At 60.3% G+C, this 25,237-nt stretch carries 24 protein-coding genes and 1 pseudogene; 16 read left to right on the forward strand and 9 right to left on the reverse strand.

Annotated features, from left to right (window positions below):
- Positions 1-12 precede the first annotated feature (12 nt).
- The gene (gene def, locus AC1Q6Y_RS02575; RefSeq protein WP_150812665.1) at positions 13-519 is read right to left on the reverse strand and encodes a peptide deformylase; all 507 of its coding nucleotides are present in this window, start codon (positions 517-519) and stop codon (positions 13-15) included.
- 242 nt (positions 520-761) lie between these two features.
- On the opposite strand from def, the pseudogene AC1Q6Y_RS02580 reads away from it, so the two are divergent.
- The 3 genes and pseudogenes from AC1Q6Y_RS02580 to tsaC form a co-directional block, all read left to right on the forward strand.
- A pseudogene (locus AC1Q6Y_RS02580) lies at positions 762-1,514 on the forward strand (peptidoglycan-binding protein); the annotation flags it as partial.
- An 81-nt stretch (positions 1,515-1,595) separates the two neighbouring features.
- Positions 1,596-2,702: a DNA-processing protein DprA gene (gene dprA, locus AC1Q6Y_RS02585; RefSeq protein WP_492623996.1), complete on the forward strand. Its 1,107-nt coding sequence runs from the start codon at positions 1,596-1,598 to the stop codon at positions 2,700-2,702.
- Positions 2,703-2,756: 54 nt separating this feature from the next.
- Entirely contained in the window at positions 2,757-3,314 is a 558-nt protein-coding gene (tsaC, locus tag AC1Q6Y_RS02590) for an L-threonylcarbamoyladenylate synthase type 1 TsaC (RefSeq protein ID WP_057712640.1), read from the forward strand.
- A 98-nt stretch (positions 3,315-3,412) separates the two neighbouring features.
- Here tsaC and AC1Q6Y_RS02595 read toward each other — a convergent pair whose 3' ends face one another.
- Positions 3,413-4,390 carry an NADPH:quinone reductase gene (locus AC1Q6Y_RS02595; protein ID WP_492623997.1) on the reverse strand — a complete coding sequence of 326 codons (978 nt, stop codon included), beginning with the start codon at positions 4,388-4,390 and terminating at the stop codon, positions 3,413-3,415.
- Positions 4,391-4,553: 163 nt separating this feature from the next.
- On the opposite strand from AC1Q6Y_RS02595, the gene hemF reads away from it, so the two are divergent.
- Both hemF and aroE read left to right on the forward strand, forming a co-directional pair.
- Positions 4,554-5,468, forward strand: a complete 915-nt coding sequence (gene hemF, locus AC1Q6Y_RS02600) for an oxygen-dependent coproporphyrinogen oxidase (RefSeq protein ID WP_057716534.1) — start codon at positions 4,554-4,556, stop codon at positions 5,466-5,468.
- A 13-nt stretch (positions 5,469-5,481) separates the two neighbouring features.
- The gene (aroE, locus tag AC1Q6Y_RS02605) at positions 5,482-6,303 is read left to right on the forward strand and encodes a shikimate dehydrogenase (protein ID WP_090452288.1); all 822 of its coding nucleotides are present in this window, start codon (positions 5,482-5,484) and stop codon (positions 6,301-6,303) included.
- 107 nt (positions 6,304-6,410) lie between these two features.
- On the opposite strand, the gene AC1Q6Y_RS02610 is transcribed toward aroE, so the two are convergent.
- From AC1Q6Y_RS02610 to betC, 3 genes are all read right to left on the reverse strand, one after another.
- Positions 6,411-7,979 (reverse strand): SulP family inorganic anion transporter, encoded by a 1,569-nt coding sequence (locus AC1Q6Y_RS02610; RefSeq protein ID WP_057712637.1) that lies wholly within the window; start codon positions 7,977-7,979, stop codon positions 6,411-6,413.
- Between the two features lie 220 nt (positions 7,980-8,199).
- A complete protein-coding gene (gene choX / locus AC1Q6Y_RS02615; RefSeq protein WP_154860837.1) occupies positions 8,200-9,120 on the reverse strand; it encodes a choline ABC transporter substrate-binding protein in 921 nt (306 codons plus the stop codon).
- Between the two features lie 16 nt (positions 9,121-9,136).
- Positions 9,137-10,651 (reverse strand): choline-sulfatase, encoded by a 1,515-nt coding sequence (gene betC, locus AC1Q6Y_RS02620; RefSeq protein ID WP_492623998.1) that lies wholly within the window; start codon positions 10,649-10,651, stop codon positions 9,137-9,139.
- A gap of 114 nt (positions 10,652-10,765) precedes the next feature.
- Between betC and AC1Q6Y_RS02625 the strand changes: the two genes are divergently transcribed.
- Positions 10,766-11,716, forward strand: coding sequence for a choline sulfate utilization transcriptional regulator (locus AC1Q6Y_RS02625; protein ID WP_492623999.1), 951 nt, complete (start codon positions 10,766-10,768; stop codon positions 11,714-11,716).
- Here AC1Q6Y_RS02625 and AC1Q6Y_RS02630 read toward each other — a convergent pair.
- Positions 11,713-12,375 carry an NAD(P)-dependent oxidoreductase gene (locus AC1Q6Y_RS02630; protein ID WP_057712633.1) on the reverse strand — a complete coding sequence of 221 codons (663 nt, stop codon included), beginning with the start codon at positions 12,373-12,375 and terminating at the stop codon, positions 11,713-11,715. The genes AC1Q6Y_RS02625 and AC1Q6Y_RS02630 overlap by 4 nt on opposite strands.
- Before the next feature lie 86 nt (positions 12,376-12,461).
- Here AC1Q6Y_RS02630 and AC1Q6Y_RS02635 point away from each other — a divergent pair, with 86 nt between their 5' ends.
- Positions 12,462-12,788 carry a DOPA 4,5-dioxygenase family protein gene (locus tag AC1Q6Y_RS02635; RefSeq protein WP_057712632.1) on the forward strand — a complete coding sequence of 109 codons (327 nt, stop codon included), beginning with the start codon at positions 12,462-12,464 and terminating at the stop codon, positions 12,786-12,788.
- On the opposite strand, the gene AC1Q6Y_RS02640 is transcribed toward AC1Q6Y_RS02635, so the two are convergent.
- Positions 12,789-13,190 carry a GFA family protein gene (locus tag AC1Q6Y_RS02640; protein ID WP_349735879.1) on the reverse strand — a complete coding sequence of 134 codons (402 nt, stop codon included), beginning with the start codon at positions 13,188-13,190 and terminating at the stop codon, positions 12,789-12,791.
- A gap of 319 nt (positions 13,191-13,509) precedes the next feature.
- On the opposite strand from AC1Q6Y_RS02640, the gene AC1Q6Y_RS02645 reads away from it, so the two are divergent.
- The 9 genes from AC1Q6Y_RS02645 to AC1Q6Y_RS02685 all read left to right on the forward strand — a co-directional run bounded on the left by AC1Q6Y_RS02645 (position 13,510) and on the right by AC1Q6Y_RS02685 (position 23,833).
- Positions 13,510-14,817, forward strand: coding sequence for a CitMHS family transporter (locus tag AC1Q6Y_RS02645; protein WP_008045759.1), 1,308 nt, complete (start codon positions 13,510-13,512; stop codon positions 14,815-14,817).
- Positions 14,818-14,902: 85 nt separating this feature from the next.
- Positions 14,903-15,670: a TerC family protein gene (locus AC1Q6Y_RS02650; protein ID WP_218494541.1), complete on the forward strand. Its 768-nt coding sequence runs from the start codon at positions 14,903-14,905 to the stop codon at positions 15,668-15,670.
- Positions 15,671-15,963: 293 nt separating this feature from the next.
- Positions 15,964-17,622: a Na/Pi cotransporter family protein gene (locus tag AC1Q6Y_RS02655; protein ID WP_150812656.1), complete on the forward strand. Its 1,659-nt coding sequence runs from the start codon at positions 15,964-15,966 to the stop codon at positions 17,620-17,622.
- A gap of 56 nt (positions 17,623-17,678) precedes the next feature.
- Complete coding sequence (locus AC1Q6Y_RS02660) at positions 17,679-19,055, forward strand: M16 family metallopeptidase (protein ID WP_492624000.1); 1,377 nt, start codon at positions 17,679-17,681, stop codon at positions 19,053-19,055.
- A 186-nt stretch (positions 19,056-19,241) separates the two neighbouring features.
- Positions 19,242-20,270, forward strand: coding sequence for a DUF5924 family protein (locus tag AC1Q6Y_RS02665; protein WP_057712627.1), 1,029 nt, complete (start codon positions 19,242-19,244; stop codon positions 20,268-20,270).
- A gap of 54 nt (positions 20,271-20,324) precedes the next feature.
- Positions 20,325-21,473 carry an ABC transporter permease gene (locus tag AC1Q6Y_RS02670; protein WP_218494539.1) on the forward strand — a complete coding sequence of 383 codons (1,149 nt, stop codon included), beginning with the start codon at positions 20,325-20,327 and terminating at the stop codon, positions 21,471-21,473.
- Positions 21,470-22,273, forward strand: coding sequence for an ABC transporter ATP-binding protein (locus AC1Q6Y_RS02675; RefSeq protein ID WP_057712625.1), 804 nt, complete (start codon positions 21,470-21,472; stop codon positions 22,271-22,273). Before AC1Q6Y_RS02670 ends, AC1Q6Y_RS02675 begins: the two co-directional genes overlap by 4 nt.
- A 1-nt stretch (position 22,274) precedes the next feature.
- Positions 22,275-23,213, forward strand: a complete 939-nt coding sequence (locus AC1Q6Y_RS02680; RefSeq protein WP_407515797.1) for an MlaD family protein — start codon at positions 22,275-22,277, stop codon at positions 23,211-23,213.
- Entirely contained in the window at positions 23,210-23,833 is a 624-nt protein-coding gene (locus AC1Q6Y_RS02685) for an ABC-type transport auxiliary lipoprotein family protein (RefSeq protein WP_407515796.1), read from the forward strand. The genes AC1Q6Y_RS02680 and AC1Q6Y_RS02685 overlap by 4 nt, the downstream gene beginning before the upstream one ends.
- A 124-nt stretch (positions 23,834-23,957) precedes the next feature.
- On the opposite strand, the gene AC1Q6Y_RS02690 is transcribed toward AC1Q6Y_RS02685, so the two are convergent.
- Complete coding sequence (locus tag AC1Q6Y_RS02690; RefSeq protein WP_407515795.1) at positions 23,958-24,608, reverse strand: HAD family hydrolase; 651 nt, start codon at positions 24,606-24,608, stop codon at positions 23,958-23,960.
- Between the two features lie 25 nt (positions 24,609-24,633).
- A complete protein-coding gene (locus tag AC1Q6Y_RS02695; protein ID WP_407515794.1) occupies positions 24,634-25,179 on the reverse strand; it encodes a gamma carbonic anhydrase family protein in 546 nt (181 codons plus the stop codon).
- Positions 25,180-25,237 lie beyond the last annotated feature (58 nt).

The raw sequence follows: 25,237 nt of genomic DNA on the forward strand, positions 1-25,237 counted from the left end.
TGAAGGAGGGCATCAAGCGTTTTGGCGATGCTGTTTTTCCAGCTTCTTCTTGATGCGGTCGCGTTTGAGCGTCGACAGGTAATCGACGAACAATTTGCCGTTGAGGTGGTCGCATTCATGCTGGATGCACACCGCGAGCAGGCCTTCGGCGATCAGTTCGTAGGGTTGGCCATCGCGGTCCAGCGCCTTGACCTTGACCCTTTGCGGGCGATCGACGTTTTCATAGAAGCCGGGTACCGAAAGGCAGCCTTCCTGGTATTGCTCCATCTCGTCGGTCAGGGGTTCGAACTCGGGGTTGATGAACACTCGCGGTTCGGTGCGGTCTTCGGAGAGGTCCATCACGACGATACGTTTGTGCACGTTGACCTGGGTAGCGGCGAGGCCGATGCCAGGCGCTTCATACATTGTTTCAAACATGTCGTCGACCAACTGACGCACTTCGTCGTCCACTACGGCCACTGGCTTGGCGATAGTGCGCAGACGCGGATCAGGGAATTCGAGGATGTTTAAAATGGCCATAAGCTTGATAAGTGCACGTGTGAAGTAAGGTCGGGTCGATGGCCTGGCGGTCCGAAGATGCAGGCTACCGTTGTAAAACGTAGCTCCCTTTTGTTGACAAGCAAGTAGGGAGCGAGCCACTGACGGCTTTGGCGTTTCACGCGAATGCACATAATAAAGGGATTCACCGCATGAGGAAATCACTACTCGCCCTGCTGCTCCTGGCTTCGGCAGGTTGGGCGTACGGGCAAGGGCAGCTTCGGGAAGAGATTCCCACCATAAAGCTGTCGCCTCAGGTTCGCAGCAGCCCGGTGACCGAGGCGATCCCCGGCATTGCTCTGAAATCGATCAACAGCTTTCTGCTGAGCAACCGCATCGTCGACAAGGCCGAGGAATTCGACAAGGCGCCTTACATCGTCGCTGGTGATTCCGAACGGGTGCTCAGCGGCGCGGGTGACCGCATCTTTGCCCGTGGCCATTTCGATCCGGCACAACCGGCGTACGGTATCTTCCGCCAAGGCAAGGTCTACACCGATCCGCAGAGCAAGGAAATTCTGGGGATCAACGCCGACGATATCGGCGGCGGCGATGTCGTGGCCATCGAAGGTGACGTTGCCACCCTGGAGTTGCTACGCACGACTCAGGAGGTCCGCCTCGGCGATCGCTTGTTCAGCGGTGAAGAGCGCGCGATCAACTCCACCTTCACGCCCAGCGCACCGAGCCACGAAATCAACGGTTTGATCATCGATGTGCCGCGTGGGGTCACGCAGATTGGCGAGTTGGACGTGGTAACGCTGAACAAGGGTCAGCGCGACGGTCTGGCCGAAGGCAATCTGCTGGCGGTAATGAAAACCGGTGAAACCGTAAGGGACCGGATCACTGGCCAGCCATTGAAAATTCCCGATGAGCGCGCCGGTTTGCTGATGGTTTTCCGTACCTACGACAAGCTCAGTTACGGGCTGGTGCTCAGCGCCTCGCGCTCGCTGTCGGTGATGGACAAGGTACGAAATCCGTAAAAGTGCTTCACAAGTTACCAACAGAGTTATCCACAGTTTATTCCCGTTTGTACGGGTGCTCATAACGATCAAGGATGATCCATGTCGATGCCTACTGTTACACCGGTTTCCCCCGCGGAACTGGAAGCTCGATTACGTCTGCACCGTTTGCCGGAACTCGGCCCGGCGCGTTTCAAGAAATTGCTCGAAGCCTTCGGCTCGGCATCCAAAGCCATCAGTGCGCCAGCCAGTGCCTGGCGCGCGCTGGGTTTGCCACTGGCCTGTTCCGAGGCCAGGCGTAGCACTGAGATCCGTGACGGCGCCAGTCATGCATTGGCCTGGCTGGAGCGCCCGGCCCAGCATTTACTGATGTTGGACCAACCGGACTACCCGGCACTGCTGGCACAAATCAGCGATGCACCACCGCTGTTATTTGTCGCGGGCGATCCGGGCATTCTGGAAAAACCACAACTGGCGATGGTCGGCAGCCGTCGCGCTTCCCGGCCAGGAATGGACACCGCTGCCGCGTTTTCCCGCAGCCTGGCGGGTGCCGGTTTTGTCATTACCAGCGGCCTGGCCCTGGGCATTGACGCCGTCGCGCACCAGGCCGCGCTCGACGTCGGCGGGCAAACGGTCGGTGTGCTCGGCACGGGGCTCGAGAAGTTTTATCCACAGCGAAATAGACGCCTGGCGGACGCCATGATCGCTTCGGGCAGCGCAGTGCTTTCGGAGTTTCCGCTGGATGCAGGTCCCAGCGCCAGCAACTTCCCTCGGCGCAATCGGATCATCAGTGGTTTGTCCCTCGGAGTGCTGGTGGTTGAAGCCAGTGTCGCCAGCGGTTCACTGATCACCGCGAGGCTGGCGGCGGAACAGGGGCGCGAGGTGTTTGCGATGCCCGGGTCGATCCATCACCCCGGCGCCCGCGGCTGTCATCAGTTGATTCGGGACGGTGCGGTGCTGGTGGAAACCATCGAACATATCCTCGAAGCCTTGCGCGGTTGGCAACGACTGTCGTTATCCACAGAAACCTGCACCCCTGCGACGACTCACCCACTGCTGAAACTGCTGCATGCCGCGCCTCACACCAGTGAAGCGCTGGCCGACGCAAGCGGCTGGGCCTTGCCGAAAGTGCTGGCGGCGTTGACGGAACTGGAAATGGATGGCCGCGCCGTGTGCGAAAACGGGCGCTGGTTTGCACGGGTGAGCTAGGTTTTATAAACAAGATCGGTAAACTGCGCAGAGCCTTAATCTGGAGTGTTTTTCATGGTCAACAGTTGGCGTGTGCAACAAGCCGCGCAAGCAATTCGCGCCGGGGCGGTGATTGCCTACCCAACCGAAGCAGTCTGGGGTCTGGGTTGCGACCCGTGGGACATCGATGCGGTGGAACGTTTGCTGCTGATCAAGGGCCGGTCTGTGGAAAAGGGGCTGATTCTGGTCGCCGACAACATCCGTCAGTTCGATTTCCTCTTCGAAGACTTCCCCGAGTTGTGGATGGACCGCATGGCCAGTACCTGGCCGGGTCCGAACACCTGGTTGGTGCCGCACCAGAACCTGCTGCCGGAGTGGATTACCGGCGTGCATGAAACCGTGGCGCTGCGGGTCAGCGATCACCCGCTGGTGCGGGATTTGTGCGCGCTGGTCGGGCCGCTGGTGTCGACGTCGGCCAATCCGCAGGGGCGCCCGGCGGCACGTACGCGAATTCGCGTCGAACAGTATTTCCGTGGCCAGGTGGATCTGGTGCTGGGCGGAAACCTGGGCGGACGCAAGAACCCGAGCGTGATTCGCGATCTGGCGACCGGCAGGGTTGTGCGCCCGGACTGATACCCAGGTGCGCCCATCGCGAGCAAGCTCGCTCCCACAGGGGATTTGTATTCGACACAGAAACCTTGTGGGAGCGAGCTTGCTCGCGATGGTGTCAGTCAGGGCAACAAAACAACCGAGCCCGTCGTGCGCCGCGCCGACAACTCGGTCTGCGCCTTCGCCGCGTCAGCCAGTGGATAACGCTGGCTGATGTCCACGGTCAGCTTGCCGCCGATGATCATCTCGAACAACTCGTCGGCCATGCGTTGCAGGTTTTCGGCGTTGTTCGCATAAGTGCCCAGGGTTGGCCGGGTCACGTACAACGAGCCTTTCCCCGCCAGGATCCCCAGGTTCACGCCGTCGACCGCGCCGGACGCATTGCCGAAACTCACCACCAGCCCACGCGGCGCGACGCTGTCGAGTGAAGTCAGCCAGGTGTCCTTGCCAACGCCGTCGTACACCACCGGGACTTTTTTGCCGTCGGTCAATTCCAGCACACGTTGCGCGACATTTTCATGGCTGTAATCGATGGTCGCCCAGGCGCCGTTGGTCTTGGCCAGCGCGGCTTTCTCCGCCGAGCTGACAGTGCCGATCAGCTTCACGCCCAAGGCCTTGGCCCATTGGCAGGCCAGGGAACCGACCCCACCGGCCGCGGCATGGAACAGGATGGTTTCGCCACCCTTGAGTTCATAAGTCTGACGCAGCAGATATTGCACGGTCAGGCCCTTGAGCATGACGCCAGCGGCCTGTTCGAAGCTGATGGCGTCCGGCAGTTTCACCAGATTGGCTTCGGGTAAGACGTGAACATCGCTGTAGGCGCCCAGCGGCCCGCTGCCATAGGCCACGCGATCGCCGATCTTGAAGCGGGTCACGTCGCTGCCCACTGCCTCGACCACGCCCGCACCCTCTGAACCGACACCCGACGGCAGGGACGGCGGTGGATACAAACCGCTGCGGTAGTAGGTGTCGATGAAGTTCAGGCCGATGGCCTTGTTGGTCACGCGTACTTCCTTCGGACCTGGCTCGGCGGGTTGGTAATCCACATATTCGAGCACTTCGGGGCCGCCATGGGCGCGGAACTGGATACGCTTTGCCATCAGAACTCTCCATAGGTCGTTTTACCAAGCTCCCTATCGGACTCCTAAGCTTGATCTTCGTCAACTGCGGCGGGGTGACTTGCGATGGTATGCTACGCGCCCATTTGCGCAGGCTGAGCTCCAATGGAGCGCCGCGTTGTTTTGCCCGATTCAAGGTGATGACATGACGACCCGCACCGAGGCCGTAAAAGCCTACCTGCTCGACCTGCAAGACCGTATTTGCGCCGCCCTGGAAGCCGAAGACGGTGGCACGCAATTCGTCGAAGACGCCTGGACCAGGCCGGCGGGCGGTGGCGGTCGCACCCGTGTGATAGAAAACGGCGCGGTGATTGAAAAGGGTGGCGTCAACTTTTCCCATGTCTTCGGCAGTGGTCTTCCACCGTCTGCCAGCGCCCATCGACCGGAACTGGCCGGCCGCGGCTTCGAAGCCCTCGGCGTGTCGCTGGTCATCCACCCGCACAACCCGCATGTGCCGACTTCCCACGCCAACGTGCGTTTTTTCATCGCCGAAAAAGAAGGTGAAGAGCCGGTCTGGTGGTTCGGTGGCGGCTTCGACCTGACCCCGTATTACGGCAACGAAGAAGACTGCATCCACTGGCACCGCGTGGCCGAGCAGGCCTGCGCGCCGTTCGGTCCGGACGTCTACCCGCGTTACAAGGCCTGGTGCGACAGCTACTTCCACATCAAGCATCGTCACGAGCCGCGTGGCATCGGCGGCCTGTTTTTCGACGACCTGAACGAGTGGGACTTCGACACCAGCTTCGCCTTCATGCGCGCCATCGGTGATGCGTACATCGACGCTTACCTGCCCATCGTGCAGCGCCGCAAGAACGATGCGTTCACCGCCAAGCAGCGTGAGTTCCAGGAGTTCCGCCGTGGCCGCTACGTTGAATTCAACCTGGTCTACGACCGTGGCACGTTGTTTGGCCTGCAATCGGGTGGGCGTACCGAGTCGATCTTGATGTCGCTGCCGCCGCAAGTGCGCTGGGGCTACGACTGGAAAGCCGAGCCTGGCAGTGAAGAAGCGCGTCTCACCGAGTACTTCCTGCAAGACCGCGATTGGTTGGCCGAAGCCTGAACGAGGAATCCTGATGGACCGTTATGTCGTATTCGGTAACCCGATTGGTCACAGCAAGTCGCCGCTGATCCATCGACTGTTCGCCGAGCAGACCGCGCAGAAACTGGATTACAACACGCTGCTGGCGCCACTCGACGACTTTTCCACCTGTGCCCGGAGGTTTTTCCTCGAAGGACGCGGCGCCAACGTGACGGTGCCGTTCAAGGAAGAAGCCTATCGGCTGGCGAACAGCCTGACGGCGCGGGCGCAACGGGCCGGAGCGGTGAACACCCTGAGCAAACTGGCCGATGGCAGTCTGCTGGGCGACAACACCGACGGTGCCGGGCTGGTGCGGGACCTGACGGTCAACGCCGGGTTCAGCCTCAAGGGCAAACGCATCCTGCTGCTCGGTGCTGGCGGTGCGGTGCGCGGTGCTTTGGAGCCGTTGCTGGCCGAGCAACCGGCCTCGGTGATCATCGCCAACCGCACGGTGGACAAGGCCGAGCTGCTGGCGGAACTGTTCTGCGATCTGGGGCCGATCTCGGCCAGCGGCTACGACTGGTTGCAGGAGTCGGTGGACTTGATCATCAACGCGACCTCGGCGAGCCTGACCGGCGATGTGCCGCCTATTGCCCCCAGCTTGATTGAGCCTGGCAAAACGGTGTGCTACGACATGATGTACGGCAAGGAACCGACCTCGTTCTGCCGCTGGGCCAGCGAACACGGGGCGGCGGTATCGATGGATGGCTTGGGCATGCTGGCCGAGCAAGCGGCGGAAGCGTTCTTCCTGTGGCGCGGCGTGCGCCCGGATACGGCGCCGGTGCTGGCTGAGTTGCGTCGACAGTTGGCCTTGTAACCTACTGTAGGAGCGAGCTTGCTCGCGAAAAACCTGAGGGCATCTGGTTTTGCGCGTAATCGTTCACGACCTTCGCGAGCTAGCTCGCTCCTACAGAGAGCGGCGTTTCAGTCCTCAAACCGGATCGGGCATTTCTCCGCCCCTTCCAGCTTCCTCAACTCTTCCACCACCTGCGGTCGGGCCCGGCGCAAGGTGAGGCTGCGATCTTGACGCAGTAGCCGCCGGGCTTCCTGGTGCAGCATTTCCACCCCTGAGTAGTCGATGAAGTTGATCTGCTGCGCCTCGATCACCACGCGCGCGCCGTGCATGCGTTGCAGGCGTACTTGCAGGTAATGGCTGGCGCCGAAAAAAATCGAGCCCCCCACCCGCAGAATGTCTTCCTCGCCATCTCGCACATGCTGCACCCGTGGTTGCGATGTGCGTTTGAGGTAGAAAAAAAGCGAGGCCAACACGCCGGCGTAGATCGCCGTCTGCAACTCCAGCAGCAGCGTGGCGACGCAGGTCAGCGCCATGACCACAAATTCGGCGCGGCTGACCCGCAACAACGCGCGAATCCCGCGATGGTCCACCAGTCCCCAGGCGATCAACAGAATGCTGCCGGCCATGGCTGGAATCGGGATGTGCGCGATCAGGCTTGCGCCGAAGATCGCAAACAGCGCCACCCACAATGCCGAAAAAATCCCGGCCAGCGGCGAACAGGCCCCCGCTTCGTAGCTCAGGCCTGAGCGAGTGAAGGAGCCGGCCGACAGCGATCCGGAAAAAAACGCACCGACGATGTTCGACAAGCCCTGGGCGCGGACTTCCTGATTCGCGTCGAGTAATTGCTGCGAACGTGCCGAGATCGAGCGGGCGATCGACAGGCTGGTTACTAGCCCGAGCATTCCGACCGCCACCGCGCTGGGCAGCAGGCGCAGGATCAGATCCAGGTCCAGGGGCAACGGGCTGAAGGGCGGCAGTTTGCCGGTGAAGGCGCTTACCAGTTGCACATGGCCGAACATTGATGGCCAGAGCCAAACCAGCAAGCCGCCGAGAATCAGGGTGATCAAGAGCGTCGGCCAGCGTGGCAGCAGCAGTTTGAGGATCACGCCGACCACCACGGTCGCCAGACCCAGCGCCAGCGAAGGTTTGTCCATTTCGCCGAGATGGCGCAACAACGTGATGAAACTATCCAGCGCGGTGGCCTGGCTGGGCAAGTCCAGCCCCAGCAGGTTAGGCAATTGACCGATGGCAATCACCACGGCAGCACCCAGGGTGAAGCCGAGTACCACCGAGTGCGAGACGAAATTCACCAGCGCGCCGAACCGCAGCAAACCCAGCAGCCACTGAAAGATACCGGCAAGAAACGTCAGCAACAGGATCAGCATGACGTAGTCCTGCGACGCTGGAACGGCCAGAGGACTGACGCTGGCATACAGGACAATGGAGATGGCGGCCGTAGGACCGCAGATCAAATGCCACGACGAACCCCAGAGGCAGGCGATCAGAACGGGGATGATTGCAGCGTACAGGCCGTATTCCGGTGGTAGGCCGGCGATCAGTGCGTAGGCAATGGATTGCGGCAACGCGAGGATCGCGCCGCTGAGGCCGACAATCAGGTCGCGCCCGACACTGGCGCGGGTTTGCCGGGGTAGCCAGGTGAGGAAAGGGAAGAGTGAATGGCGGCTGGGAAGGGCCATGGGTCCTCTCGGGTGGGGATTTTGCGCAAGGGTAGCAGGACAAGGCGATCATTGTGGCGAGGGGGCTTGCCCCCGTTGGACGGCGCAGCCGTCCCAAAACCATTGAATGTGGTTTATCAGGTAGACCGCATTCAATGGTTTTACGATCGCTTCGCAATCGAACGGGGCGGTGCGGCGGTCCGACAAGCCCCCTCGCCACAAAGACCATATCGCCTCTGGTTTAGAGTTTGGCTTTGACCGCTGGCAAAGCATCCTTGCCATCCACTGTCTTCACCCCATCGAGCCATTTATCCAGCACTGCCGGGTTGGCCTTGATCCACGCCTTGGCCGCGTCGGCATTGCTGACCTTCTTGTTCACCACCTCGGCCATGATGCTGTTTTCCATCTCCTGAGTGAAACTCAGGTTGGTCAGCAGTTTGCCGACGTTCGGGCAGGCCTGTGCATAACCTTTTCGGGTCAGGGTATGCACGCTGCCGGTGTCACCGAAGTATTTCTCGCCACCCTTCAGATAATGCATTTTCAACTGCACGTTCATCGGGTGCGGGGTCCAGCCGAGGAAGGTCACGAATTTCTGTTTTTTCACCGCGCGGGACACTTCCGCCAGCATCGCCTGCTCGCTGGACTCGACGAGTTTCCACTGGCCCATGTCGAAATCGTTTTTCTTGATGATCTCTTGCAGCGAGATATTCGCCGGTGCACCGGAGCCGATGCCATAGATCTTGTGGTCGAACTTGTCGGCGTACTTGTTCAGGTCGGCAAAGTTATGCACACCCGCGTCCCACACGTAGTCCGGGACAGCGAGGGTGAATTCGGTGCCGTCGAGGTTCTTCGCCAGTTGCGTGACATCGCCGCTTGCGACGAATTTGTCGTAGAAGCCCTGCTGCGCCGGCATCCAGTTACCCAGGAACACATCGACCTGGCCGTCCTTCAACCCGCCAAAGGTGATCGGCACCGCGAGGGTGTCGACCTTGGCCTTGTAGCCCATGCCGTCCAGCAGAAACCCGGTGATGGCGTTGGTCGCGGCAATGTCGCTCCAGCCCGGGTCGGCCATCTTCACCGTCTCGCAACTCTGATCGGCAAACGCCGAGGCACTGCCCAGAGCCAGGAGCCCGACCGTCAGTACTGTGGATAACCTTTGCATGGACTTCCCCTTAACATTATTGGTTTTGGCAGGGTTGTGGATAACGTGCTTTACGTTCCAGATCGTCGAGGTCGATGTGGTTACGCATGTACTGCTGACTGGCGTCCACCAGCGGCTGGTGATCCCAGCTCTTCAGCTTGCCGAGGGTCAGCGCCTCGGCCACGAAGCGTCGGCGCCGCTGGCTTGCGAGCACCTGCTGGTGAATCGCCGGGATGTTCCATTTGGCCCGCGCTTCGGCGAGAAAATCGTCGAACAACTGGCGATGTTGCGGCGAATGACTGAGTTCTTCCAGTTCGCGAGGGTCATTCTGTACGTCGAAGAGTAGGCAAGGGTCGTCTTCGCTATAGATGAATTTGTAGGCACCGCGACGGATCATCATCAACGGGCTGACGGTGCCTTCGGCCATGTATTCACCGAACACTTCATCGTGGCCGCCCTGCCCTTGCAGGTGCGGAATCAGCGAGCGGCCGTCCAGCGGCAAGCCCGGTTCCAGCGAGCCGCCGGCCAGTTCGACGAATGTCGGCAACAGGTCCGCTGTGGAAACACTGGCGCTGACCCGGCCGGCGCCAAACTGCCCCGGTGCGCTGACCAACAGCGGCACCCGTGCGGCCATCTCATACCAGTGCATTTTGTACCAGAGGCCGCGCTCGCCGAGCATGTCGCCGTGGTCACCGGAAAACACGATGATGGTGTCATCGATCAGCCCGGTATCTTCGAGGGTTTGCAGGAGTTTGCCGACGTTGCTGTCGATATAGCTGCACGCGCCGAAATAGGCGCGACGGGCATCGCGGATCTTATCCACAGGCAGCGGCTTGTCCCACAGGTCGTAGACCTTGAGCAGACGTTGCGAATGCGGATCGAGGTCATGCGGGTCCGGGGTTGTAGGCAACGGGATATCGGCATCGTCGTACAAATCCCAGAAAGCCTTGGGAATGGTGTACGGATCGTGCGGGTGAGTCATCGAAACGGTCAGGCAGAACGGCTGGTCGCCATCCTCGCGGATATGGTCGAACAGGTACTGCTGGGCCTTGAACACCACCTCTTCGTCGAAATCCAGTTGATTGGTGCGTACGCACGGACCGGCCTGCAGCACCGACGACATGTTGTGATACCAGGTCGGGCGCACGTCCGGTTCATCCCAGTTCACCGCCCAGCCGTAGTCGGCCGGGTAAATGTCACTGGTCAGGCGTTCTTCGTAGCCGTGCAACTGGTCTGGCCCGCAGAAATGCATCTTGCCCGACAGGGCGGTGCGGTAGCCGAGGCGGCGCAAGTAGTGGGCGTAGGTCGGTACGTCAGCGGGGAAATCGGCGGCGTTGTCGTAGGCGCCGATCTTGCTCGGCAACTGGCCGCTGACCAGTGTGAAACGCGATGGCGCGCACAATGGGCTGTTGCAATAGGCGGAGTCAAACACCACGCCTTGTACGGCGAGGCGACTGAGATTGGGCAGTTTGATGGGCGATGGGCCGTAGAACGGCAACATTGGCGCGGCCATTTGATCGGCCATGATGAAAAGAATGTTCTTGCGCTTCATGTGATCGCGGCATTCCATAGTGGATGTTTATGCGAGAGTGCTGGCTTTGAGAATGAAACCCTCGCACCTTGTGGTAAAGCCCATACGCGGCAATGACTAGGATAAGCACAGCTTATGTATGACGCCCTTGGTGACCTGTCACTGGATCTGCTTCGCGCCTTCGAAGCGGCGGCCCGTCAGCGCAGCTTCACAGCGGCGGCGGTTGAACTGGGCACCACGCAACCGGCCATCAGCCAGCAGATCAAGCGCCTGGAAGAACAACTGACAACACGCCTGTTCGACCGCATTTATCGCGGAATCGAACTGACAGAGGCTGGGCAGATTCTTTTTGAGCAGGTTCAGCTCGGTTTGCAGAATATCGACGCAGGATTGAGCGCAATCAGCGCACAGCAACAGCATGAAGTGCTGCAGGTGGCCACGGATTTTGCCTTCGCCGCCTATTGGTTGATGCCGCGTCTGCACCGCTTTCACGCGGCCAATCCGCAGGTGGATGTCAGCCTGGTCACCAGTGAACGCAGCCATAACATGCTACGTACCGATATCGATGTGGCGGTGCTGTTCGGCGATGGCCGCTTCAAGCAGGGTGAAAGCCATTGGCTGTTCAGCGAGGAAGTGTTTCCGGTGTGCAGCCCGCAGCTGTTGAGCGAGCGTCCACTGCCCTTGCCAGCCCAGGCATTGCTGGAGTTTCCTTTGTTGCACCTGCGTGGGGAACACAGCAGTAACTGGTTCGACTGGAGTGGTGTGTTCCGCGAGCTGGGCATTACCTCGCCCCCGGCGCCCGGGCAGTTGCGCTTCGATAATTACACCTTGCTGATTCAGGCGGCGATTGGCGGCCAGGGCGTGGCCATCGGCTGGCGCCACCTTGTGGATAACTTGCTGGCGCAAGGGTTGTTGTGTCGACCGATCGGCGAAACGGTGATGTCGAGGCTGGGTTACTACGTGGTTCTGCCCCAGCGCAAAAGACGCGGAGCATTGATCCAGCAGTTTGTGGATTGGTTGATGGCGGAACAGGCCTGCAGTGCGCAATCGCTCAACGGCCTGACGCTGCCGTCCATTGCGGTTTAACTGTCGGTTGCGATGAAGTTGACGTGCTCGCCGATGTGCAGGTTCAGGTGCAATTCATCGGCAATGCCCACGGCAGTGCGGGCCAGCCGTTTGAGCGGTTCAACTAACCCCGGTTCGGGGTTGCCACCGATGTTGGCAAAGTGTTCGATGGTCAGCCCTGGTACCCCGCGCGGTTCGTTAACCAGCGTCCACTTCAAAGGACTGCTTTGCAGTGCCTCGCGGATTTCCTCGGCGGCGTGACGTTGCAAGCTATCCTCGGTTTCCGGGTCGTCCAGCACGTCGAAATCACCCACCAGAAACAATCGGGCGATGTTTGCTGCCTGCATGCCATCGATGAGCGCATCCACTGCCAGCACCTGCTCGACCGGGCCGGGCACGATGGCTTTTTCCACGTGTTCGCTATTGAACGGTAACCCTGGTGCGTCCAGTAAGCAGATAACCACTGAACTGCCGGCCACACTCTGCTTGACCCGTTGCGCGTCGAACAGGTCGCCAGTCTTGGTGCGCAGCCCCGGACGGGGTGCCAGCGCCGTCAGGTCATCGAGAATCGCGATCACTTCATGCTGGCGTCGCAGCATTTCAGCCATCAGCGCACTGCCCAGGCTACTCATGGCACCATAAAGCACCACTTTCACGACGGGGGTTTCGGCATTTTTCATGGCTGGGCTTCCTGTTTTCCAGCGTCTGTATAACGTTTGACCCGCAGGAAACGGCGAGGGTTCGAACAACTTTCAGAGGGATTCAGATGCAGCAGATAACGGGCTACCACGCCCACGTTTATTTCGATGCCAACACGATCTCGCAGGCGCGAGCCTTATGTGAACGGGCGGCGCAATTGTTTCCATTGAAAATGGGCCGCGTGCACGAGCGCCCGGTCGGTCCGCACCCGGACTGGAGCTGCCAGTTGGCGTTCGAACCGCAGGTGCTGGGCGACGTTCTGCCGTGGCTGGCGCTGAACCGCAAGGGGCTGGTGGTGTTCCTGCACCCGGACACCGGCGACGATTTGCTTGACCACACCGAGCACGCGATCTGGATGGGCGCGATTCGGCCGCTGGACCTGTCTGTTTTTTGATCAGAGTGTTTCTTCAGCCTCACCGGGCAAATGTTCGTCCAGATGCAGCCACGGCAAGCGGCTGTCGGTCCAGATGTGCCGCTCGGCTGGTGCTTGCTCAGGATGGTCGAGGGTGGCGATGGTCAGGTCGATGCTTTCCGGGCTTAGTTGCGTCGCTAGTGCCAGTTGCGCCCCACAGTGGCCGCAGAAATATCGCGCACAGGTGGATGAAGATTCGTACCGCGACGGCGTCCCGGCCAGCCATTGAAAGGCGGATGCCGGCACGGTTATCCAGGTAGTCACGATGCCGCCGCTGACCCGTCGGCAAATCGAACAATGACAGTGGGCGATATCGTGCAGCGGCCCGCTGAATTGATAGCGCAGTTGCCCGCAATGGCAGCCGCCGGTGTGAAGCTCGCCCATGTTCAACCTCCCGCCCTGTGTTCAGGGACTTGAAACCCAATCCGACGATCGGTTGCACATCCGGTCCTTGCTTTCATTGGCGAAAGCTGGCTGAAAGCTTCCCCGATTAGGATCGCCCCCACTACCGGCAACAGACCGGTTGGCCAATGCCAGCGTTTATCGCTCGCACAGCCCATTTAACAACAACAATGGTGATTCTGATGTCCTCTTCCATCCGCCGCTTCGCTGCAACTCCGCCCGTACGTCTCGTGCTTCCCGTTCTGCGCTGATCCCGCCTGATCCGCCCATTCCCTAGCCGCGCTACGCCTGGAGTATTCCCATGCTGACTTTCCTTGGCTTCGCCATGGTCATCACGTTCATGTTCCTGATCATGACCAAGCGCCTGTCCGCGCTGATCGCCCTGATCATCATTCCAATCATCTTTGCCCTGTTCGGCGGTTTTTCGCCGAAGATCGGTCCGATGATGCTCGAAGGCATTACCAAGCTTGCGCCAACCGGCGTGATGCTGATGTTCGCTATCTTGTACTTCGCCCTGATGATCGACTCCGGCCTGTTCGACCCGGCCGTGCGCAAGATCCTCAAACTGGTCAAGGGCGACCCGCTGAAAGTTTCGGTCGGCACCGCCGTTCTGGCGCTCGTTGTCTCCCTCGATGGTGACGGCGCGACCACTTACATGATCTGCGTGGCCGCCATGCTGCCGCTCTACAGCCGTATCGGCATGAGCCCGCGAATCATGGCCGGCCTGATCATCCTCGCCGGTGGCGTGATGAACATGACCCCATGGGGTGGCCCGACTGCTCGCGCCGCCAGTGCGTTGCATGTGGATCCGTCCGACATCTTCGTACCGATGATTCCTGCGATGCTGGCTGGTGTGGTGGCGATCCTGGTCATTGCCTACTTCTACGGCAAGCGTGAACGTGCGCGTCTGGGTGAACTGCACCTGGTGGGCGATGAAATCGACCACAGTGAAATCAGCGTTTCGCAGTTCCCGGATGCCCGTCGTCCGAAGCTGATCTGGTTCAACGGCGCCCTGACCTTGGCCTTGATGTGCACCCTGATCGCCGGCCTGCTGCCGTTGCCGGTACTGTTCATGGTGGCGTTCAGTATCGCCATGATCGTCAACTACCCTTGCCTGCAACAGCAGAAGGATCGCGTCGCGGCTCACGCCGGTAGCGTACTGGCGGTGGTCGGGTTGATCTTTGCGGCCGGTATCTTCACCGGTATCCTGACCGGCACCGGGATGGTCGACGCCATGTCGAAGAGCCTGTTGGCGGTGATTCCGGACTTCCTCGGCCCGTACCTGGCAGTGATCACGGCGTTGGTAAGCATGCCGTTCACTTTCTTCATGTCGAACGATGCATTTTATTACGGCGTGTTACCGGTACTTGCCGAAGCCGCCAGCCATTACGGTATAACCGCAGTGGAAATGGCACGTGCCTCGATCGTCGGTCAGCCCGTCCACCTGTTGAGCCCGCTGGTTCCATCGACCTACCTGTTGGTGGCCCTGGCCGGCATCGACTTCGGTGACCACCAGCGCTTCACTCTCAAGTGGGCAGTGCTGGTTTGTATCTGCATACTGATTGCTGCACTGCTGTTGGGGACTTTCCCGGTGTTCAGCACTCTATAAGCCCAAGACTCACCACTTCGGGTCCAGGCTTCGCTGTTTGAAGCCCGGGCCCGTTTTGGTTTAACAATCGCTCAAAGGAATACACATGGAATGGCTGACCAACCCTGAAATCTGGGTTGCCTTCTTCACCCTGACCGCCCTGGAAATCGTCCTGGGTATCGATAACATCATCATGATTTCGATCCTGGTCAGCCGCATGCCCAAACACATGCAGGCGCGCACCCGGATTTTCGGTCTGGCGCTGGCCATGATCACGCGAATCCTGCTTCTGCTGTCGATCACCTGGGTCATGCGCCTGACGGCGGACCTGTTCGTAGTATTCGGCCAGGGTATTTCCGGACGCGACCTGATCCTGTTCTTCGGTGGTCTGTTCCTGCTGTGGAAGAGCTCGCAAGAGATGTACCACGCGCTGGAAGGTGAAGACGAAACCAACGAAGAGCCTTCGGGCAAGGGCGGCAACTTCCTCTACACCATCGTCCAGATTGCGATCATCGACATCGTATTCTCCCTGGACTCGGTGATCACTGCGGTCGGCATGGTGTCCCACGTACCGGTCATGGTCGCGGCAATCATCGTGGCCGTACTGGTGATGATGTGGGCATCTGGCACCATCAGTGAGTTCATCGACAAGCACCCATCGCTGAAGATGCTGGCGCTGTCGTTCCTGCTGATCGTCGGTACGGTGCTGATTGCGGAATCCCTGGACGTGCACGTGCCAAAAGGCTACGTCTACTTCGCCATGGCGTTCTCGCTGGCGGTGGAAGCGATCAACATCAGGATGCGCACTGCCATCGCGAAAAAGAAGAAACAGCAGGATCCGGTAAAGCTGCGCAAGGACATTCCGGGCCAGTAACCCGGTAGCGGTCAATACGCAAAACCTGTGGGAGCGAGCTTGCTTGCGATGGTGGTCTGTCAGTCAACGTCAAAGTTGAATCTGATGGCCTCATCGCGAGCAAGCTCGCTCCCACAGTGTTTTGTGTGGCTGGAAGATCGCTCTTTTCATGACAGTTTTGTTTCAATCGCGTCTTTGGCTATGCGATGCTGGCGCGCAGACCGTTAGCCAACTACAGCTTAAGTACAGAACGTAGAACGTCGCGCGGTACCGTCAACTTGCTCCTTTGGGGCGCTACACCACAGGGGGTCATTATGCTCACCCTGCTCAATTTGCTTTCTGCCGTGGCCCTGCTGATCTGGGGCACGCACATCGTCCGAACCGGCATCCTGCGGGTCTACGGCACCAACTTGCGCCATGTCATCAGCCATAACATGTCCAACCGCTGGCTGGCTTTCCTCTCCGGGATCGCCGTGACGGCGATGGTCCAGAGCAGCAACGCCACCGCCATGCTGGTCACCTCCTTTGTCGGCCAGGGCCTGATGGCGCTTACGCCAGCGTTGGTCACCATGCTCGGTGCCGATGTCGGTACGGCCCTGATGGCGCGGGTGCTGACGTTCGATCTGTCGTGGTTGTCGCCGTTGCTGATTTTTGCCGGGGTGATCTTCTTTCTGTCGCGCAAGCAGACCCGACTCGGACAGATGGGCCGTGTCGCAATTGGCTTGGGGTTGATCATTCTGGCGCTGCAACTGATTGTTGAAGCCGCGCACCCGATTACCCATGCCAAAGGGGTGAAGGTGATTTTCGCCTCGCTCACCGGCGATATCCTGCTCGACGCCCTGGTCGGCGCGCTGTTCGCGATGCTTTCCTATTCCAGCCTGGCCGCTGTATTGCTCACCGCGACCCTGGCGGGCGCCAACGTGATCAGCCTGCCGGTGGCCATCGGGCTCGTGATCGGCGCCAATATCGGCAGCGGCATACTCGCGTTCCTCAGCACCAGCATGCAGAACGCCGCCGGGCGCCAAGTGGCGCTGGGCAGCCTGCTGTACAAACTGATTGGTCTTTTACTGATTATTCCAGTGCTCGATCCGCTGGTGCACTGGCTCGATGGCCTGGATTTCAGCCCTCAGGAAATGGTCATTGGCTTTCACCTGCTCTACAACATCGCGCGTTGCCTGATCTTGCTGCCCAGTGTTGGGCCGATGGCCAGGTTTTGTGCCTGGGTGCTGCCGGAGCGCCCGCTAGTCAACGGTACGGCCAAGCCCCGACACCTTGACCCCACGGCGTTGGTCACCCCCGGTTTGGCGCTGGCCAACGCAGCCCGGGAAACCCTGCGCATGGGCGACCTGATCGACAACATGCTCGAAGCCATGCTCGACGTGTTGCGCGGAAAGCAAACCGCCGTCACCCAGGAAATGCGGCGCCTGACCGACGATGTCGAAGCGCTCTACAGCGCGATCAAGTTGTATCTGGCGCAAATGCCCCGGGAAGATCTCAGCGATCAGGACAGCCGGCGTTGGGCGGAAATCATCGAACTGGCGATCAACCTGAAACTGGCCAGCGACTTGATCGAACGCATGCTGCGCAAGGTCCAGCAGCAGAAAACCTCGCAGCGCCGGTCGTTTTCCGAAGTGGGGCTGGACGAATTGACCGGGCTGCAAACTCAGTTGATTTCCAACCTGCGGCTCGGGATGTCGGTGTTTCTCAGTGGCGACCCGGAAAGTGCCCGCCAGCTGGTGCGTGAAAAACGTCGTTTCCGCGCACAGGAACGGCGCCTGGCTCACGCTCATGTCAGCCGCTTGCAACGTAAAATCGTGCAAAGTATCGAAACCAGTTCGTTGCACCTGGAGCTGATCGCCGACATGAAGCGTCTTAATTCGCTGTTTTGCAGCAGTGCCTACGTGGTGCTGGAAACATCGGACACAGGTGCGCTGGTGGTCGACGATTTGAGCGACATCACTCATTCACCCTGAACGTCCACAGTTGCCTGAAGTCTGTTGAACTTACGCTAGCCGTACGGAAGCTCGTTATGCGTTGTCTGTTGTTCGCCTGCCTGTTGCTAGGTTCATTCCCGTCATTCGCCCTGGATCGCTTCCAGGTCGAGGGCTACACCCTGCGCAACGGTTTGCAGTTGCTGCTCAAGCCCGGCACTGACCACGGGCATGTGGCAATCCGGCTGGTGGTCGGCGTTGGCCTGGACGATTTCAAGTGCGAAGAAAAGGAGTTGCCGCATCTGCTGGAACACTTGTTGTTCAGCGGTATCGACGCCAGCGGCGAAGGCGGCCTGGAAGAAAGCATGCAGGCTCTGGGCGGCGAGTGGAACGCGTTCACCAGTAATGCCGATACGACTTTCGTCATCGAAGCCCCGGCGAAAAACCAGCGCAAGGTGCTCGACCTGTTGCTGGCGCTGCTGACCCAGACCCGCTTCGACGACAGCGCCATTAACGCGGCCAAGCAAGTGGTCGAGCGTGAAGACGGCGGCCACTACTCGCACCTGCAGCGCTGGCTCGATCGTCAGGACCTCGGCCACACGGCCAGCAACCAACTGGCCGTGGAGTTGGGCCTCAAATGCCCGGAGCGTGCGCAGGTCGATGACCTGACCCGTGAACAATTGGAGCAGGTGCGCAAGGACTGGTATGCGCCGAACAACATGACCCTGATCGTGGTCGGCGACCTCGACAAGTTGCTGCCAGCCTATCTGGAACGGGAGTATGGCGCGCTGGAAGCGATCACCCCTGGCGAGCATCCGCCGCTGCCGCAAATCCAGGCCAGCGCCACCCATGAGCGCACCTTGACCCACAGTCTGGTCGGCAACGGCGCCAAGTTGCACTGGCTGGTGCCGGAGCCGGTACTGGAGGATGGGCACGATGAAACCTTCGATTTGCTCAAGGACTATCTGGATTGGGCGCTTTATCGCCAGTTACGCCTGGCTCACGGTTTGTCCTACGGCCCGTGGGCGGAGCGCGAGGTGTTCGGCGGCGTAGGTTTCATGAGCCTCAACGCCGACCTTGAGCGCGACGCCGTGGCCGATGCCGAACAAGTACTCGAGGACCTGAAGGCCGGCCTGCTCAAGGACGGCCTCAATGCCGACACCTTCAACCGCCTCAAGCAGGCCGCGATTGCCCGCCAGGCCTGGGCCGTACAAGGCAACAGCGCGTTGGCCGACTACTACTGGAGCGCGATCGGTAACTACGAGGACGGTCACTTCACCAACCCGGCCCGGGAGCTGCAAGGGGTGACCCTGGAAGAAGCGAACAAGGCCGTGCGCGAATTGCTCCTGCAACCAGGGTATTTGCGGATCGAGAAGCCTTTGTTCAGTTATGACCAGTTGATGTGGCTGGTGGTCGGTGGGGTGGGCTTGATCGTGTTGATGTTGGTGGGCTGGCGTTTGCACCGCAGGAAGTAACCATTCCATGTGACAACGGACTGAGAGGCCTTGCCGGTTCCCTGTGGGAGCGAGCTTGCTCGCGATAGCGGATTGTCAGCCGCCGAAAATGTTGGATGTGCCGGCCTCATCGCGAACCCTCGCCACAGCGCCGCACCAGCGGTACCCTGTCGAGGTTTTTTCCTACGACGACTGTGAAACCAACGAATGCAAAACCTATCCCTTTTCGTACAGCGCATCCTTGATTTGATGAAGCGGTACCCAGGGGTCATTGCGCTCTTTGGTTTCATCTCCGGGGTGGGCAGTTTCATTCTGGTCGATCGCCAGCAAGGCCTGGCGAGCTGGATCACCACCATCATGCTGATCAGCTGGATCTGGCTGATGCTGGAAAACAGCCTGACCAAGCTGTTCACGCGCATCTTCAAGCGCGAAATACCGGAACCGTTGTTGCGTTACGCAACGCAGATGATCCATCAGGAAAGCCTGTTCTTTGTCCTGCCGTTCTTCTTCATCACCACGACGTGGAACAGCGGCCAGTTGTTTTTCACCGGGTTGCTGGGCGTCGCGGCGCTGATTTCGATCGTCGACCCGCTCTACTACAAGTGGCTGGCTCCACGGCGTTGGGCGTTTCTGGCCCTGCACACCCTGACCCTGTTCGCCGCGCTGCTCACCGCATTGCCGGTGATCATGCACCTGACCACCGCGCAAAGTTTCAAATGGGCACTGGGTATCTCGGTGCTGCTGTCGTTCCCGAGCCTGGCGTCGATCTTCCCGATTCGTACCCTGCGCAATGCGCTGGCGATCTTGAGTATCACCCTGGGCATCGGCGCCGTTGGTTGGGAGCTGCGCTCGTGGGTGCCGCCGGCGACGCTGTGGATGACCGACGTGGCCATCAGTACGCAAATGCAGGATCGCACACCTGGCGCCAGCCTCGACGAAGTCAGCGCCGAACAGATCCGTAATGGCGGGCTTTACGCGTACACCGCGATCAACGCCCCGCGTGGCCTGGACGAGCGGATTTATCACGTCTGGCAGTTCAACGGTAAAGAGGTCGACCGCATCCCCCTGGATATTCGTGGCGGGCGCAAGGAAGGTTACCGGGCCTGGACCCACAAGCAGAACTTCCCGGGCAACCCGGCCGGCAAATGGCAGGTTCGGGTCCTGACCGAAGATGGCCAGGTCATTGGCGTGCTGCGCTTCAAAGTCACGGACAGCACAGCGATCAAAGAAAAGTAGTCCGGTTCGTGCTATTACGTAGAGCTGCGTAATCACTGAACAAGCACGGAGCTTATGATCAGCAGCACGATGGCCGGCAACGCCCGATTGGACTCCTCGATTACCCCTGCGCGGTTGCGGGTGACGGGCGACTGGACGCTTGCCCATTACGCTGACCTCAAGCTGTTGAGCGAAAAACTCCACGGCCAGTACGACGCCAACACCCCCATCGACCTCAATGGTCTCGGCGCCCTCGACACCGCCGGTGCCTCGTTGTTGGTCGAGCTGCTCGGCTCCGAGCGCCTCGGTCGTTCTGCCGAACATCCTGATTGCACACTCCCTGCCGCGGATCGGGCGTTGCTGCAAACCGTCTACTGCTCGTTGACCGATTTCTGCGTACCGATCAAGGAGCCGGAAGTCAGCGTTTCCATTCAGTTGCTGACCCGCATTGGCCGCGCGGTGGACACTGTCTGGCAGGACACCCTGCAACTGCTGGGTTTCGTCGGACTGATCATCGAAACCATCGTCCGCGGCCTGTTCCGTCCCAAGCGCTGGCGCGTCACGCCGATGATCGCCCATATCGAACAGACCGGTCTCGACGCCGCCCCCATCGTTGCGTTGCTGACTTTTCTGGTGGGCGCCGTGGTGGCGTTTCTCGGGTCGACGGTGCTGGCCACTTTCGGCGCCACCGTCTTCACCGTGGACCTGGTGGGGTTTGCCTTCCTGCGCGAATTCGGTGTGCTGCTGACCGCGATCCTGATGGCCGGGCGCACCGCCAGTGCGTTCACGGCGCAAATCGGTTCGATGAAGGCCAACGAAGAAATCGACGCCATCCGCACGCTGGGCCTCGATCCCGTGGAGTTGCTGGTGGTGCCGCGGGTCCTGGCGTTGCTGATCGCCCTTCCGATGCTGACCTTCCTGGCGATGCTGTCAGGGATTATCGGCGGTGCCGTGGTCTGCGCGGTGGCGCTGGATATCTCGCCAGCGATGTTCCTGTCGCTGCTGCAAACGGACATCGGCGTTCAGCACTTTCTGGTGGGGATCGTCAAAGCGCCGGTGTTCGCCTTCCTCATCGCCGCCATCGGTTGCCTCGAAGGCTTCAAGGTCAGTGGCAGCGCTGAGTCTGTGGGCGCGCACACCACGTCGAGTGTGGTGCAGTCGATTTTCGTGGTGATCGTGATGGATGCGATCGCCGCGATGTTTTTCATGGAGATGGGTTGGTGAGTCGTATCCCCAGAGCGCCCTCCGAGGCGGTGATTGAAGTCCGTGGGTTGTGCAACCGTTTTGGAAGCCAGAGCGTGCACGAGAACCTCGACCTGGACTTGTACAAGGGCGAGATCCTCGCCGTGGTCGGCGGCTCCGGCAGCGGCAAGTCGGTGCTGCTGCGCAGCATTGTCGGGTTGCGCCAGCCCAGCGAAGGCGTGGTGAAAGTTTTCGGGAAAAACCTGCCGACCTTGTCCGAGCACGAGCGTTCGCTGGTGGAGCGGCGATTCGGCGTGCTGTTCCAGAAAGGCGCGCTGTTCTCTTCACTGACGGTGACCGAGAACGTCGCCCTGCCGCTGATCGAACACGCCGGCTTGAGCCGCAACGACGCCGAGCACCTGGCGGCGGTGAAAATGGCCTTGGCCGGGTTACCGCTGTCGGCCGCAGAGAAGTACCCCTCGTCGCTGTCCGGCGGCATGATCAAGCGCGCCGCGCTGGCCCGGGCATTGGCACTGGACCCGGACATCCTGTTTCTCGACGAACCCACCGCCGGTCTCGACCCGATCGGCGCCGCCGCGTTCGATCAATTGATCCTGACCCTGCGCGATGCTTTGGGCCTGAGTGTCTTTCTGGTGACCCACGACCTCGACACGCTCTACACCATCACTGACCGGGTGGCGGTGCTGGCGCAGAAAAAAGTGCTGGTGGCGGACGCCATCGACAAGGTTTCGGAAACCAACGATGCGTGGATTCACGAATACTTCCATGGCCCTCGTGGCCGCGCGGCATTGACGGCCGCCCAACAGCTCAACGAGGTCTGACATGGAAACCCGAGCCCATCATGTATTGATCGGCCTGTTCACCGTGATTGTGGTGACGGCCGCGCTGCTGTTCGGCCTGTGGCTGGCCAAGTCCAGTGTCGACACCGAGTTCAAGGACTACGAAGTCGTGTTCAACGAGGCGGTCAGCGGTTTGTCCCAAGGTAGTTCGGTACAGTACAGCGGGATCAAGGTCGGCGACGTGATCTCGCTGCGCCTGGACCCGAAAGACCCGCGCCGGGTGCTGGCGCGAATTCGCTTGGCCGGCGATACCCCGGTCAAGGAGGACACCCAGGCCAAACTGGCCCTGACCGGCGTCACCGGGACTTCGATCATCCAACTCAGCGGCGGCACACCACAGAGTCCGACGCTCAAGGGCAAGGACGGTAACCTGCCGACCATCGTCGCCTCGCCCTCGCCCATCGCCCGGCTGCTCAACGACAGCGAAGACCTGATGGCCGGGGTGAGTACGCTGATGCATAACGCCAATCTGATGTTCTCCACGGAAAACATCGAGCGCATCAGCAACACCCTGGAGCACCTGGAGCAAACCACCGGGGCCATTGCCGATCAGCGCGGCGATATCCGCCAGACCATGCAGCAACTGGCCTCGGTGGGTAAGCAGGCCAACACCATGCTGGAGCAGACGACGGCGTTGATGCGCAATGCCAACGGGCTGCTCAACGAGCATGGCAAGGAAGCGCTGGGCAGTGCCGAGCAGGCGATGAAGTCGCTGCAGGAGAGCAGCGCCACCCTCAACAAACTGATCACCACCAATCAGGATTCGCTCAACAGCGGCATGCAAGGCCTTAATGGCCTGGGCCCGGCGGTCCGTGAGATGCGCGAAACCCTGAGTTCGTTGCGCACCATCACCACACGCCTGGAAGCCAACCCCAGCGGTTACCTGCTGGGCAGTGACAAGACCAAGGAATTTACGCCATGAAGCTGATTCGGATTGCCCTCCTCGCTGGCTTCACATTGATCAGTTCGTGCTCGATCCTGCCCAAGCCCGAGCCCTTCGAGGTCTATCGATTGCCGTCGGCCCAGAGCGCATCGGCCAGCCATGGCACGCCGCAGCGCTGGTCGCTGCGCCTGAGCAAATTCCAGTCCAGCGAAGCGTTGAACAGTCCGAACATTGCCGTAATTCCCCAGGGCGATGTGATCAGCCACTACAAGGGTTCACGCTGGAGCGACCCGGCGCCGGTGCTGGTGCGCAATCGCCTGCTGGAAGGTTTCCAGCATGACGGGCGGGTGCCGCTGCTGAGCACCGATGACAGCATTTTCCAGACCGATCTTGAATTGGGCGGCAGCCTGCAGGCGTTCCAGACTCAATACCAAGGCACGAATGCCAGCGCTGTCGTGCGTCTGGATGCATTGCTGGTGCGCAGTTACGACCAGCGCATCCTCGCCAGCCGCCGCTTTGAAGTGCGCCAGCCGTTGAGCAATGTGCAAGTCCCGGCGGTGGTGGCGGGGTTTGGTCAGGCGAACGATCAGTTGACCGCGCAGGTGGTGAACTGGGCGGTTGAGCAAGGACAGAAACTCGCCCCGCCGCCCAGACCTTGAGGACTTGCGCAGTCCTGTGGGAGCGAGCTTGCTCGCGATGACTGAGGCACCTTCACAATCAATGTGCCTGACACACCGCTATCGCGAGCAAGCTCGCTCCCACAGTTGACTTGTGTCGGCCTGATCAGCTCGGCAAAAACGCCTGATGCAACTCTTCCAGCGTCTCAAAGTGATACGCCGGCGCTTCGGCGCTCAACTCTTCATGGCTGCCGAACCCGTAACCTACCGCCGCCGCGTCCAGGCTATTGCTGCGCGCGCCGATCAGGTCGTGCTTGCGGTCGCCGATCATCAAAGTGTTGGCCGGGTCCAGGTTTTCTTCGGCCATCAGGTGAGCGATCAGCTCGACCTTGTTGGTCCGGGTGCCGTCCAGTTCGCTGCCGTAAATCACCTTGAAGTGTTTGGCAAAATCGAAATGCCGGGCGATTTCCCGGGCGAACACCCACGGTTTCGAGGTCGCGATGTACAGCTGTCGGCCTTGCCCGCTCAGGGTTTCCAGTAGTGGCGTGACACCATCGAACACCCGGTTTTCGTAGAGGCCGGTGACCTTGAAGCGCTCGCGGTAGAAATTCACCGCTTCCCAGGCCTTGGCTTCATCGAAGTCGTAGAACTGCATGAATGCCTGCAACAACGGCGGGCCGATGAAGTGTTCGAGTCTGGCCAGGTCCGGCTCATCGATACCCAGTTTGCTCAGGGCGAACTGGATCGAACGAGTAATGCCCTCACGTGGGTCGGTCAGGGTGCCATCGAGGTCGAACAAAACGGTTTGGTAATGCATGTCGAATCCTGAATAAGGGGCCGGGTCAAAGCTGGTCGTAGCCTTCGGCCAGATGCAGGTCCTTGAGCTTCACGTAGTTCGCCGCGCTGTAGGTGAAAAACGTGCGTTCCTTGTCATTCAGCGGGCGGATCTGCTTCACCGGGCTGCCCACATACAGGAAGCCGCTTTGCAGATGCTTGCCCGGCGGCACTAGGCTGCCGGCACCGATGATCACCTCATCGTCGACCACCGCACCGTCCATGACGATGCTGCCCATGCCGATCAACACCCGGCTGCCCACCGAACAGCCATGCAGCATGACCTTGTGGGCGATGGTCACGTCATCGCCGATCAGCAGCGGGAAGCCATCCGGGTTGAACGGCCCGGCGTGGGTGATGTGCAACACGCAGCCATCCTGCACGCTGGTGCGCGCGCCGATGCGGATTCGATGCATGTCGCCACGGATCACTGTCAGCGGCCAGACCGAGCTGTCTTCGCCGATTTCAACGTCGCCGATCACCACTGCCGAGCCGTCGACAAAAGCGCCTTTACCCAGCAGCGGCGTGTGGTTCTGATACTTGCGAAGGTTCACGATAGGGTTTCTCTCTGTTGCTGATAGCTGCGGTGAACGTCGATTGTAATTAAGATGG

The sequence above is a fragment of the Pseudomonas sp. GW823-FHT06E10 genome (assembly GCF_058794995.1).

Bases quoted from the DNA above. Each gene is read 5' to 3' on its own strand.
- def (WP_150812665.1), bottom strand. From the start codon at position 519: ATGGCCATTTTAAACATCCTCGAATTCCCTGATCCGCGTCTGCGCACT.
- dprA (WP_492623996.1), top strand. From the start codon at position 1,596: ATGTCGATGCCTACTGTTACACCGGTTTCCCCCGCGGAACTGGAAGCT.
- tsaC (WP_057712640.1), top strand. From the start codon at position 2,757: ATGGTCAACAGTTGGCGTGTGCAACAAGCCGCGCAAGCAATTCGCGCC.
- AC1Q6Y_RS02595 (WP_492623997.1), bottom strand. From the start codon at position 4,390: ATGGCAAAGCGTATCCAGTTCCGCGCCCATGGCGGCCCCGAAGTGCTC.
- hemF (WP_057716534.1), top strand. From the start codon at position 4,554: ATGACGACCCGCACCGAGGCCGTAAAAGCCTACCTGCTCGACCTGCAA.
- aroE (WP_090452288.1), top strand. From the start codon at position 5,482: ATGGACCGTTATGTCGTATTCGGTAACCCGATTGGTCACAGCAAGTCG.
- AC1Q6Y_RS02610 (WP_057712637.1), bottom strand. From the start codon at position 7,979: ATGGCCCTTCCCAGCCGCCATTCACTCTTCCCTTTCCTCACCTGGCTA.
- choX (WP_154860837.1), bottom strand. From the start codon at position 9,120: ATGCAAAGGTTATCCACAGTACTGACGGTCGGGCTCCTGGCTCTGGGC.
- betC (WP_492623998.1), bottom strand. From the start codon at position 10,651: ATGAAGCGCAAGAACATTCTTTTCATCATGGCCGATCAAATGGCCGCG.
- AC1Q6Y_RS02625 (WP_492623999.1), top strand. From the start codon at position 10,766: ATGTATGACGCCCTTGGTGACCTGTCACTGGATCTGCTTCGCGCCTTC.
- AC1Q6Y_RS02630 (WP_057712633.1), bottom strand. From the start codon at position 12,375: ATGAAAAATGCCGAAACCCCCGTCGTGAAAGTGGTGCTTTATGGTGCC.
- AC1Q6Y_RS02635 (WP_057712632.1), top strand. From the start codon at position 12,462: ATGCAGCAGATAACGGGCTACCACGCCCACGTTTATTTCGATGCCAAC.
- AC1Q6Y_RS02640 (WP_349735879.1), bottom strand. From the start codon at position 13,190: ATGGGCGAGCTTCACACCGGCGGCTGCCATTGCGGGCAACTGCGCTAT.
- AC1Q6Y_RS02645 (WP_008045759.1), top strand. From the start codon at position 13,510: ATGCTGACTTTCCTTGGCTTCGCCATGGTCATCACGTTCATGTTCCTG.
- AC1Q6Y_RS02650 (WP_218494541.1), top strand. From the start codon at position 14,903: ATGGAATGGCTGACCAACCCTGAAATCTGGGTTGCCTTCTTCACCCTG.
- AC1Q6Y_RS02655 (WP_150812656.1), top strand. From the start codon at position 15,964: ATGCTCACCCTGCTCAATTTGCTTTCTGCCGTGGCCCTGCTGATCTGG.
- AC1Q6Y_RS02660 (WP_492624000.1), top strand. From the start codon at position 17,679: ATGCGTTGTCTGTTGTTCGCCTGCCTGTTGCTAGGTTCATTCCCGTCA.
- AC1Q6Y_RS02665 (WP_057712627.1), top strand. From the start codon at position 19,242: ATGCAAAACCTATCCCTTTTCGTACAGCGCATCCTTGATTTGATGAAG.
- AC1Q6Y_RS02670 (WP_218494539.1), top strand. From the start codon at position 20,325: ATGATCAGCAGCACGATGGCCGGCAACGCCCGATTGGACTCCTCGATT.
- AC1Q6Y_RS02680 (WP_407515797.1), top strand. From the start codon at position 22,275: ATGGAAACCCGAGCCCATCATGTATTGATCGGCCTGTTCACCGTGATT.
- AC1Q6Y_RS02685 (WP_407515796.1), top strand. From the start codon at position 23,210: ATGAAGCTGATTCGGATTGCCCTCCTCGCTGGCTTCACATTGATCAGT.
- AC1Q6Y_RS02690 (WP_407515795.1), bottom strand. From the start codon at position 24,608: ATGCATTACCAAACCGTTTTGTTCGACCTCGATGGCACCCTGACCGAC.